Source organism: Hyphomicrobium sp., from assembly GCF_041659645.1.
Taxonomy (GTDB): domain Bacteria; phylum Pseudomonadota; class Alphaproteobacteria; order Rhizobiales; family Hyphomicrobiaceae; genus Hyphomicrobium_B.
In genome coordinates, this window is the sequence record NZ_JBAZXX010000001.1 from 515184 (window position 1) to 525623 (window position 10440).

11 protein-coding genes and 1 riboswitch are annotated in these 10440 nt (G+C 60.9%); of the genes, 5 read left to right on the forward strand and 6 right to left on the reverse strand.

From position 1 onward, the window contains the following. Positions 1 to 21 precede the first annotated feature (21 nt). Positions 22 to 1347, reverse strand: coding sequence for an MFS transporter (locus WC811_RS02345; protein ID WP_372640524.1), 1326 nt, complete (start codon positions 1345 to 1347; stop codon positions 22 to 24). Positions 1348 to 1660: 313 nt separating this feature from the next. Here WC811_RS02345 and WC811_RS02350 point away from each other — a divergent pair, with 313 nt between their 5' ends. After that, positions 1661 to 2182, forward strand: a complete 522-nt coding sequence (locus WC811_RS02350; RefSeq protein WP_372640527.1) for a tetratricopeptide repeat protein — start codon at positions 1661 to 1663, stop codon at positions 2180 to 2182. 140 nt (positions 2183 to 2322) lie between these two features. Next, positions 2323 to 3021 carry a Crp/Fnr family transcriptional regulator gene (locus WC811_RS02355; protein WP_372640530.1) on the forward strand — a complete coding sequence of 233 codons (699 nt, stop codon included), beginning with the start codon at positions 2323 to 2325 and terminating at the stop codon, positions 3019 to 3021. 6 nt (positions 3022 to 3027) lie between these two features. Here WC811_RS02355 and WC811_RS02360 read toward each other — a convergent pair whose 3' ends face one another. Together WC811_RS02360 and WC811_RS02365 are read right to left on the reverse strand one after the other, a co-directional pair. Beyond that, positions 3028 to 3549 (reverse strand): hypothetical protein, encoded by a 522-nt coding sequence (locus WC811_RS02360; protein WP_372640532.1) that lies wholly within the window; start codon positions 3547 to 3549, stop codon positions 3028 to 3030. 119 nt (positions 3550 to 3668) lie between these two features. Beyond that, positions 3669 to 3866: a hypothetical protein gene (locus WC811_RS02365; protein ID WP_372640535.1), complete on the reverse strand. Its 198-nt coding sequence runs from the start codon at positions 3864 to 3866 to the stop codon at positions 3669 to 3671. A 232-nt stretch (positions 3867 to 4098) separates the two neighbouring features. On the opposite strand from WC811_RS02365, the gene WC811_RS02370 reads away from it, so the two are divergent. The 3 genes from WC811_RS02370 (at position 4099) to cbiB (ending at position 7513) form a co-directional block, all read left to right on the forward strand. Then, a complete protein-coding gene (locus tag WC811_RS02370; RefSeq protein ID WP_372640538.1) occupies positions 4099 to 4899 on the forward strand; it encodes a rhodanese-related sulfurtransferase in 801 nt (266 codons plus the stop codon). Positions 4900 to 5012: 113 nt separating this feature from the next. Then, positions 5013 to 6503: a uroporphyrinogen-III C-methyltransferase gene (gene cobA / locus WC811_RS02375; protein WP_372640541.1), complete on the forward strand. Its 1491-nt coding sequence runs from the start codon at positions 5013 to 5015 to the stop codon at positions 6501 to 6503. A 35-nt stretch (positions 6504 to 6538) separates the two neighbouring features. Next, positions 6539 to 7513: an adenosylcobinamide-phosphate synthase CbiB gene (gene cbiB / locus WC811_RS02380; protein ID WP_372640543.1), complete on the forward strand. Its 975-nt coding sequence runs from the start codon at positions 6539 to 6541 to the stop codon at positions 7511 to 7513. Here cbiB and WC811_RS02385 read toward each other — a convergent pair. From WC811_RS02385 to cobU, 3 genes are read right to left on the reverse strand one after another with little or no spacing between them, the layout of a single operon-like run. Then, positions 7497 to 8969: a cobyric acid synthase gene (locus WC811_RS02385; RefSeq protein WP_372640545.1), complete on the reverse strand. Its 1473-nt coding sequence runs from the start codon at positions 8967 to 8969 to the stop codon at positions 7497 to 7499. The genes cbiB and WC811_RS02385 overlap by 17 nt on opposite strands. Further along, a complete protein-coding gene (gene cobO, locus WC811_RS02390; RefSeq protein WP_372640547.1) occupies positions 8969 to 9586 on the reverse strand; it encodes a cob(I)yrinic acid a,c-diamide adenosyltransferase in 618 nt (205 codons plus the stop codon). The genes WC811_RS02385 and cobO overlap by 1 nt, the downstream gene beginning before the upstream one ends. Positions 9587 to 9589: 3 nt before the next feature. Continuing rightward, positions 9590 to 10111, reverse strand: a complete 522-nt coding sequence (gene cobU, locus WC811_RS02395; protein ID WP_372640550.1) for a bifunctional adenosylcobinamide kinase/adenosylcobinamide-phosphate guanylyltransferase — start codon at positions 10109 to 10111, stop codon at positions 9590 to 9592. Between the two features lie 61 nt (positions 10112 to 10172). Further along, positions 10173 to 10357, forward strand: a riboswitch (cobalamin riboswitch). The last annotated feature ends 83 nt before the right edge of the window (positions 10358 to 10440 follow it).

Genomic DNA, 10440 nt, shown 5'->3' on the forward strand with positions numbered 1-10440 from the left:
CTTTGTTACCCTCGCACTGCTTTACGCTTGGTTTCGAGGCGAAACGTCCAGGGCTTCACGCGGGCTGGTGGACGTTTGCGAGCGTAGCAGCCACAGCCCGACACCCATACCGAGCGCGCAGAGGAACAGCACATAATAAATGTGCGCGAGGGGATGGATCTGCATCAGAGGCGGTACGACGACCGGCGTCAGGCCGCCGGAGACTGCATAGGCGACGTTGTATGAGAAGGACAACCCTGAGAAGCGGACCGACGGCGGGAACACGCGGACCATGACGACGGGAACGCCGCCGACGATGCCGACGAAAAATCCGGTTACGGCATACAGCGGCATGAGAAGCGCCGGGTCGGCGACGCCCTTGGTGTAGAAAAGCCCGGCGCTGATCGCGAGAAGGGCGCCTCCGAAGATGAAAAATCGCGCCGGACCGATCCGATCGATGATGAGCCCTCCGACAATGCAGCCGAACGTCAAGAATAAGGTGGCGACGGTGTTCGCCGAGAGGATCGCTTCGCGCGGCACGCCCTGATGCTGGAGAAGGGCCGGCGTCATCAGAATGACGAGCACGATGATGCCGGAGAGCATCCAGGTGAGGAGCATCGAGATGATAACAGCGCCCCGATGATCGCGGATAACCGCTTTTAACGGTAGTTCGGCGGCGAGTGCTTTACGCGCCCGCATCTCGAGAAAAACAGGCGTTTCGGAGAGCAGGAGCCGCAAATAAATCGACATCAGGCCGAAAGCGCCACCGAGCAGGAACGGGAGGCGCCAGGCCCAGCCGGAGATCTCCGCAGGCGTGTAGACGTGATTGACGACCGTTGCGACGAGCGAGCCCAAAAGGATGCCGCTCGTCAATCCGGCGGTCAGCGTGCCACAGGCATAGCCGACGCGGCCCGGCGGCAAATGCTCCGAGACGAAGACCCAGGCGCCTGGGACCTCGCCTCCGATTGCCGCGCCTTGAACGATGCGGAGAGCCAAAAGAAGAATCGGGGCCCAAATGGATATCTGAGCGTAGGTCGGGAGGAGGCCCATCCCGAGTGTCGAGGCAGCCATCAGGACGATACTGAAGGTGAACATGCGCTTACGGCCGAGCAAGTCCCCAAAGTGGGCCATGACAATGCCGCCGAGGGGCCGTGCAAGGTAGCCGGCCGCGAAGATGCCGAAGGTCTGAAGCTGGCGCAGGGCGTCGGGCATCTCGGGCGGGAAAAACAGGCCGCCGAGTACATTGGCGAAGAACACGAAGATGATGAAGTCATAGAATTCGAGGGCGCCGCCGAGCGCCGCAAGCACGAGCGTCTTGTAATCGCCGGCGGCCAAAGGCCGTTTTGCAGCAACCTCGCCGTACGTCATTTGTCTTGGCCCTTCCGATGCCCACCGGCGGGGTTTATTTCCGATTGATGACCCGACGTCTATGGGCAAGCGCTGTCGACAGGGGCGTAGCTGACTGGGGTGTGCGACGTTCAGTGGATTAATCCAAAGCAAAAAATTCGAATTATCGTTCTGTTATGGAATTTTTATTCAGGCCGAGCGATGCTGGCTCTTGAGGTCTCAGTGGCGTGCCACATATTCCAGTAAGCCGTACCAGCATGGCATTGAATATTTTGAATGTTCCGGCCGCTTTACCTCTGAGAATTCTGGCCCCGTGTCACAAGGCGCTGTTTGCGTGAAGTTTGGTGTTTATTCGGTTTTGGCGATTGTTGCGTTTCTGCCGGTCGGTGCGCGCGCTGATTCCGTGGCGGACTGCAACGACGGCTCAAATCCGACGCAGCAAATACGCGGTTGCACGAAGGTGATCGCGCGGACGATGCTCGGGGATCCGCTCTCGACCGCCTACATGAACCGCGGCATCGCCTATGCCCAGCGAAACGACATGAAGAAGGCGATTGCGGACTTCACGTCGTCCATCAACGCAAACTCCGCCAATAATTTCGCTTATTACAATCGAGGCAATGTGTATCTCGATTTGGGAAAGGCGCAGCAGGCGGCCGACGACTATTCGAAGGCGATTGCGCTCGCGCCGGATATGTCGCCGGCACTTTTGAACCGGGGGATCGCTTATGAAATGCTTGGCGATCGAACCGCCAGCATCGCTGACTATCGAGCGGCCTTGGTATTGGAACCGATGCTTCAAGCGGCCTCTGAGGGCCTGAAGCGGCTCGGGGTGGTGTCCCTGGTCGGAGAGTAGCCCTAACATACTCATTTTGCGGAAAATTTTTCGCCGTTACAATCTATTACAAACCGTTACGCCAACTGCATATGTGGCGGACGAACGGCAGCTAGATCTTCTCGTGTACCGCCGACAAACGGCCATACAGGAGGACGGATATGCTGGGTGCTTCTCAGATCATCGGGACCAATTCCTTTGGAGGCCCGATCGCCGCCTCTGGTGCTGCCGCTTTGAGCGGGGCATCCGCTGATCGTTTCGAGCGCGGCACGATCCGCCGCATTGAGGCCAAGGAGCACGTCTTCTGCGATGGCGATCCCAGAACGCATGTCTTTCGCATCGAAGAGGGCGTGATCGCGCTTTCGAAGCTTCTTGGCGACGGCCGGCGGCAGATTATCGAATTTGCCTACCCTGGCGATTACATCGGGTTAGGAACCCTGCGCGAGCACATCTTCGACGCCCAGGCGACGTGCGCGGCGAAGGTTCGCTGTCTCTCGGCGGCGGCGCTTGAGCAGGAAGCTTCCCGCGATGCTGGGTTGGCGCTGCGGCTTTACAAGGCGGTATCGGCCGAACTTGCGGCGGCTCGCAGTTTGCTCGTGTCGGTCGGTCAGCAGAGCGCGATGGAACGGCTGGCAGGTTTTCTGCTTGGGCTGTCGGCGCGAGCAACGTCTGAGGGCGGCGAAAATGTCGTCAAGCTGTCGATGCGCCGTTCCGATATTGCCGATCTGTTGGGGCTGACGATCGAAACGGTCAGCCGGACAATCACCAAGCTGCGGACCATGCGTGTCATCGAGGTTGTGCGTGGAACCGAGGTTCACATTTTGGATAGCGACCGCTTGGCGGAACTCGCCGGACAATAACGAGCTTCAGGTCTTCGGGCCCTCGGCCGCAGGTTGAGGGTCGGCAATTGTATTCAGCTCGGCCGGTGTTTCGGCGGGCTTGCCGCGCGGCGATTTGAGGTTTCGGATCAAGGTGCCCATCAGTGGCAGAATGACGGAACTGATCAAGGCCTCGCTTGCCGGATAGATCAACGCGCCAGCGGACGCCGAGCCGACATTCTGCTCCAGCATCGTGATGGTGGATTTGCGCATTTCCATTGCGACCGAGAATTCGCGGCCGGGGTGCTGAATCGTCGCGACGACCGCGACGATGCCCGCGAGCAGACAGCCGACGATGCCGACCAACGTGGCGGCCCCGATCGGTCCGAGGCTTTGCTCCAGCTGCCAATACAGCGCCAAGCCAAGAAGAACGAGGCTCGTCATCGCGAGGAGGCAGGCGAGGAAATAAAGTGCGCCTTTTCTGAACGCGTATCGAATGTAGCTATCCGCAACGATAGCGTCCGCTGTCGCTAATTTGTCGATATCGCGAGCGAGGCTTGGCAAATCCACGGGGCATCCGTTCGGGACGTAAGCGGTATAGTCTGGCCGTGGATACTAACAGAATGATTAAAAATTGCGAACGAGACGCCGAAGCGCTGCTCGCTGGCGAAGCCTTCGAGCGGTGGTGCTCAGCTTTTGATTTTCTTCTTGTTCGTCACCCAGTCCGAGAGCGTTTCCCAGAAGGCTGCGATGGCCACGATAAGCGTGATCAGGAAGAGCGAGACGACCATCTGGATGACGGTAAAGTTGACTGAGTCCCGGGCGACGAACCAGCCTGCAATGACTGCAGCCACGAGCATGACGGGTCTAAGAAGAAGGTTCACCATGCCGAAGGCTCCAATCAGGCATTTTCCAACTCTTTCGTAGCCCGCGGGGCATTCCAATACGTTGATGCGGATCAAGAAATGTGCCGCATTTTTTAAAGTTTTAGAGGCTTAGGGCGTTGGGCTCTTGCGTGGCGGGGACGCGGACCGTATTGGGAGGGTGTCTTTTGTCTGGAAACGCGGACGAAGGCGCATTCCTCCCCGTATGCAAACTCAATTGACGGAAGCTCGTCGCGTGGCCGTTAAAGTCGCCGCCTTCTATAAATTCGTTTCGATTGAAGATCCGTCTGGACTTCAGGCGTCCCTTCTTGAGGTGTGCGCGGCGCAGGGGATCAAGGGCACGATCCTGATCGCGGGCGAGGGCATCAACGGAACGGTGTCCGGCACCGATGGCGCGATTGAAGCGCTGCTTTCGGCGATCACGGCCGATGCACGTTTTTCCGATCTCGCCGTCAAATTTTCCGAGGCCGCCGAGTATCCGTTTCAGCGGCTCAAGGTGAAGGTCAAGCGCGAGATCGTGACCTTCGGCGTGCCCGAGGCCGAGCCTGCGGTCGCGACAGGTCAACTCGTCGAGCCGGAAGATTGGAATGCGCTGATTTCGGATCCGGACGTGGTCGTCATCGACACGCGTAACGACTACGAGGTCGATGTCGGCACGTTCGAAGGCGCGCGCAATCCGCAGACGCGGTCGTTCAACGAATTTCCCGACTATGCTCGCCGTACGCTGGCAGATGACCGCACGCGGAAGATCGCGATGTTCTGCACCGGCGGCATACGTTGCGAGAAGGCGAGCGCGTTCCTGCTTCACGAGGGATACACGAACGTCTTCCAACTGCACGGTGGCATTCTGCGTTATCTCGAACGCATCGCACCCGAGGAGAGCCTCTGGCGCGGCGAGTGCTTCGTCTTCGACGAGCGCGTCGCGTTGGAGCATGGCGTTCGGCAGGGGCAGCACGTGCTCTGCTCGCGATGCGGCTCTCCGATCAAGCAGGACAGCGATAGCCCCGATAGGCTTTGCTCCCGCTGTCGATTATAAGGCACGTAAGCTCAGAAAACCCCTAGACAATCTGGCGCTTGCGCGGCAGGCGCGGAATGGTGCTATAGGTCAGAATGGCCTGTGGGCGCTTTTAATCGAACGCATTTACGACGATGACCTTCCGCGATCCCGACGACAATCCTAATCAGAACGGCCGGGGCTCACTCGAGCAACTCGTCCGCTGGCGCCGCGATGTCCGGCGTTTCCGCGCCGACGCGGTGCCGGACGAACTCATCGACCGGCTTTTGCGGCTTGCGGATCTGGCGCCCTCGGTCGGCAACAGCCAGCCGTGGCGGATCGTCAATGTGCGATCGCCCGAAACGCGGGCGGCCATCGTCAAGAATTTCGAGACGGCGCGCGAGCGGTCGGCGGGCGGCTACGCTGGCGATCAGTCCGATCTCTACAATCGGTTGAAGCTCTCCGGATTCGACGCCGCGCCGATCCATCTCGCAGTCTTTTGCGATCGAAACGCGCTTCAGGGGCATGGGCTCGGGCGGCAGACGATGCCCGAGACGCTGGATCATTCTTGCGCCTGCATGGTGACGGTGCTTTGGCTTGCGGCGCGGGAAGCCGGCCTTGGGCTTGGCTGGGTTTCGATCATCGATCCGGCCGAAGTTTCGAAGGCGCTCGATGCGCCGCCGGAGTGGAAGCTCGTCGGCTATCTGCTGCTGGGTTGGCCGGAGGAAGAGCATCTCGATCCGGAACTTGAGCGCTTCGGTTGGCAGCCGCGCACGCCTTTCGAGACGCGGTACTGGGACACGGGATCGGCCCCGTCGCGAGCGGATGCCGAAGTCACGCAGCAGGCTGACAATTCGCTCGGCTCGGTGATACTGGTAGGTGCAGGGCCGGGTGATCCGGAGCTTATCACGCTCAAGGCGCTCAAGGCGTTGCAAACCGCCGATGCGGTTTTGTTCGACGATCTTGTCGCGAAGCCAATTCTCGATTTCGTTCGCCCCGGCGCGCGGATGATCGACGTCGGCAAGCGAGGTTATCGGCAATCCTGCAAGCAGCCCGACATCAACGCGATGATGGTGTCTCTGGCGCGCGAAGGCTTGCGCGTTGTACGGCTGAAGTCCGGCGATCCGCTGATTTTCGGCCGGGCGGGTGAAGAGATCGAGGCCTGCCAAGACGCAGGCATTCCGCTCAGCGTCGTTCCGGGTGTCACGTCGGCGCAGGGGGCAGCCGCGAGCCTCAAGGTTTCGCTGACGAATCGCGACCACGCGCGGCGTCTGCAATTCATCACGGCGCATGACCGTCGCGGGCATCTGCCGCAAGACATCGATTGGAGCGCGGTCGCGGACGGCGCCGCGACGACGATCATCTACATGCCGAAGCGCACCCTTGCCGAACTCACCGAGGTGGCGCTGGTGCATGGCCTCGATCCGAAAACGCCGACGATCGCGGTTGCGAACGCGACGCGACCGGATGAGCGGGTTTTCATTTCGACCATTGGCGCGATCGCAGCGGAGCTTGAAGCGGCGCACCCCGATGGACCAGTGCTTGTGATGGTCGGGGAAGCGTTGCGGTATGCGACCGTCCGGGATGCGGCGGAGCAGGCGGAAGCCATTGTTGCGGCGTTGGACGCAATTCCGGGGCGGCAATGAGCTTCCCGGCTGCAGCAATCGTTTAGCGTAAGGCCGTGAGTGCAGCGCAAACACTTTTCGTTGTGGTCGGAGCGCTCGCTCTTGAAGCGACCTTCGGCTATCCGGACTGGCTCTATCAGCGCATCGGCCATCCCGTGTCGTGGATCGGCCGTCTGATTTCGCTCCTTGATCGAAAACTCAATATCGAGAGCGACAGCGCCACTGTCAGACGCAACAAGGGCATTCTAGCGCTCGGTATTCTTATCGTCGTCACCGGTGCAGTCGCCTGGACGGTGGAGCAGGTTTTCGATCGGGTCGCATTTGGCGCGTTCTTCATTGCGCTTTTGGCGTCGACGCTGATCGCGAGCCGAAGCCTTTACGATCATGTCGTGGCGGTCGCGCGGTCGCTCGATCAATATGGTCTCGACGACGCGCGGCAAGCCGTTGGTCGTATCGTCGGACGTAATCCGAAGACGCTCGATGAGCATGGCGTCGCCCGCGCGGCCATCGAGAGCTTGGCGGAGAATGCCTCCGACGGCATCGTCGCGCCGGTATTCTGGTTTGCGATTTTCGGGCTTCCGGGACTTGTCGTTTATAAAGCCATCAATACGGCCGACAGCATGATCGGGCATCGGACGCCGCGGCATGAGGCGTTCGGCTGGGCGGCGGCGCGGCTGGATGATCTCGTCAACTTGCCAGCGTCGCGGCTGACGGCGGTGCTGCTGGCGATTGCCAGCGTCTTCACCCAGGGTGCGTCGGTGGCTGGCGCACTGGAGACCGTGGCACGCGACGCTTCCAAGCATCGCTCGCCGAATGCGGGGTGGCCGGAAAGTGCAATCGCGGGTGCACTGGGACTGAAGCTCAACGGGCCGAAGACCTACGGCGAAACGCGGGTCGAGGATGCCTACATGGGCGACGGTCGGCGCGACGCAACGGCGGAAGATGTCCGAGCGGCGCTACGGCTGACGACGACGGCATGGGGCATCATGACTGGCGCGCTCTTGCTGCTCGCGATTATCTTGCCAGCCTGAGCAGATCGTCGATGGCGATGTGGTTCGCGAGATGCTCGGCGAAGCGATCGAGAATATTGTCGATCTCGTTTTCGTAGTTGGCGGGCGAAAGCTCGGCGCCCATGCTTGAGAGCAATGCCTTGCGGGCGGCGTCGGACGAAAAAAGACCGTGAACGTAGCATCCGGCGATGCGTCCATCCGGCGATGTGGCGCCGTCGCGGCGGCCGTCGGGAAAGGTCAGCATCGGACGAGAGGCATCGGGTCCGCTTGTTTTGCCGACGTGCATTTCGTAGCCTTCGAATGGCGCGTTCGAACCCGCCAGCGTGCCGGAAACACGTTCGAGCGTTTTCTCCGTCCCGAATTCAGTTTCGATGTCGAGTAAGCCGAGGCCTTCGACGGTTCTCGGCGGCCCCTCGATGCCGTTCGGATCGGCGATCTGCTTTCCGAGCATTTGATAGCCGCCACATAAACCAAGCACGCGTCCGCCGCGACGGACATGGGCCTTGATGTCGATGTCCCAGCCATCGGCGCGAAGGGCTGCGAGATCATCGATTGTCGTCTTCGAGCCGGGGAGCAGAACGAGGTCGGCATCCGCCGGGATGGGGCGGCCAGGTTCGGTCAGTTCGACGATGATGCCGGGCTCGTTGCGCAGTGGATCGAGGTCGTCGAAGTTTGAAATGCGGGGCAACAGCGGGACGGCGATGCGCAGCTTTGTCTGAGCGTCCAGTTTCGACGATTTCATGAGATCGCGTAGGCCGAGGGCATCTTCGGCAGGTAGTTTCCGGGCGTCGGGGAAAAACGGCACGAGGCCGAGCGGCGCCCAACCCGTCATCCGGGCTATTGCCGTCATGCCGTCGGCAAAAAGGGTCGGGTCGCCGCGCATCTTGTTGATGATGAAGCCGCGGATCATCGCGGCATCGTCAGGGTCGAGTACGGTGCGGGTTCCAACGACGCTGGCGATGACGCCGCCGCGGTCGATATCGCCAATGATGACGACGGGGACGTCGGCGGCGCGTGCAAATCCCAGGTTGGCGATGTCGTTGGCGCGAAGATTGATTTCGGAAGCGCTTCCTGCACCTTCAACGAGAACCAGATCGGCACTCGCTTTCAAGCGTTCGAAGCTTTCGAGCACGGCGGGCAGAAGATCTTTCTTCTTCGACTGAAATTCACGTGCCTTGGCCGAGCCGCGCATCTTGCCCTGGACGATGATCTGCGCGCCGGTTTCCGTTTCGGGCTTCAGCAACACCGGATTCATATGGACGGACGGTGCGACGCGGGCGGCGCGGGCTTGCAGCGCTTGGGAACGGCCGATCTCGCCGCCGTCGGCCGTCACGGCGGCGTTGTTCGACATGTTCTGCGGCTTGAACGGGACGACGCGAATGCCGCGATTGGCGAAGAGACGGCACAGACCGGCGACGATCAGAGATTTGCCGACATCGGAGCCAGTGCCGGAAAACATCAACGCGCGGGCGGGCATCAGAACTCGATGCCCTCCTGGGCTTTTATACCGGCTGCGAAGTGGTGCTTCACCGCGCCCATTTCGGTGACGCCGTCGGCGAGCGCGATCAATTCCGGCTTGGCGTTGCGTCCGGTGACAACAACGTGGAGATCGGAGCGGCGATTTCGCAGAGTTTCGACAACGTCGTCGAGCGGAAGATAGTCGTAGCGCAGCGCGATGTTGAGTTCGTCAAGCACAAGCAAGCGAATGGACGGATCGACCATCAATTCTTTCGCCTTGGCCCAAGCCCGGGCGGCGGCGGCGATGTCGCGATCTTTATCTTGCGTTTCCCAAGTGAAGCCTTCGCCCATCGTGTGCCAGGAGACCTGATCGCCGAAGCGTTGCAGCGCGTCGCGCTCGCCCGTTTGCCAGGCGCCCTTGATGAATTGCACGACGCCGACGCGCCAGCCGTGTCCGAGCGCGCGCAGCACGAGGCCGAAAGCCGCCGTCGATTTGCCTTTGCCTGGGCCGGTGTGGACGAGAAGGACGCCTTTTTCGATCGACTTCGATGCGACCTCGGCGTCCTGAACGGCTTTGCGTTTCGCCATCTTGGCTTTGTGGCGTTCGGCATCGTCTATTGTGGCATTGCCCGTCACGTCTCAACCTTTCAAAGTCAACGGCAAGCCGGCGGCGACAAATACGACCCTATCCGCAGCGGCTGCGATTTTCTGGTTCAAGCGCCCGGCTTCGTCACGGAACGCTCGCGCAAGGGCGTTCTCCGGCACGATGCCGAGGCCGACCTCGTTCGAGACTAGCACACAGGGGGCGACCCGCTTGGACAACGCGGTGATCAGGGCGTCCGTCGCGCCCGCGACCGGCCGTTCGGCGTGCATCACATTCGACAGCCATAGTGTCAGGCAATCGACGAGGGACGGAAGCTCAGCCGTGCGGTTTGCCAATGTATCGGCAATATCGAGGGGCACTTCGTGGTCAACCCAGCCGGTCCGGCGACCCTTATGCAGCTTGATCCGCTCGCGCATTTCGTCGTCAAACGCCTCTGCCGTGGCGATATAGGCCCAAGGCCCGGGGATGCCGGTCAAAAGCCGTTCGGCATAAGCGCTTTTGCCCGATCGGGCACCGCCAAGAACGAGGGTCAGCGGCGGTAGGTGCGATGTGACCATTATGGGACTTTCAGGCGGACCGCCGAGGCCCGCTTGGAGATTGACGTCGGTTATGCGGTCACTTATCGATTGAGACGACGGTCCCTCGCAAGAGGGTTCAAAGGGAATGCGGTATTTACTCCGCAGCTGCCCCCGCAACTGTGAGCGGTTAGCACGGGCGAAACAGCCACTGGGCGCGAGCTCGGGAAGGTCGCCGGATGCCAAGACCCGCGAGCCAGGAGACCTGCCGTCACTCGAGACTCTCCAATCCATCGCCGGTGGGGCGAGAAAGGTTAAGATGGACGTCAAATTATCCGGCGCACAGCGGTGCGCGTTAGACCTTCAGGATT

Excerpts from the sequence above, each read along its gene's own strand:
- cobU (WP_372640550.1), bottom strand. The coding sequence starts at position 10,111 with ATGGTCACATCGCACCTACCGCCGCTGACCCTCGTTCTTGGCGGTGCC.
- cobA (WP_372640541.1), top strand. The coding sequence starts at position 5,013 with ATGACCTTCCGCGATCCCGACGACAATCCTAATCAGAACGGCCGGGGC.
- WC811_RS02385 (WP_372640545.1), bottom strand. The coding sequence starts at position 8,969 with ATGCCCGCCCGCGCGTTGATGTTTTCCGGCACTGGCTCCGATGTCGGC.
- WC811_RS02345 (WP_372640524.1), bottom strand. The coding sequence starts at position 1,347 with ATGACGTACGGCGAGGTTGCTGCAAAACGGCCTTTGGCCGCCGGCGAT.
- WC811_RS02355 (WP_372640530.1), top strand. The coding sequence starts at position 2,323 with ATGCTGGGTGCTTCTCAGATCATCGGGACCAATTCCTTTGGAGGCCCG.
- WC811_RS02365 (WP_372640535.1), bottom strand. The coding sequence starts at position 3,866 with ATGGTGAACCTTCTTCTTAGACCCGTCATGCTCGTGGCTGCAGTCATT.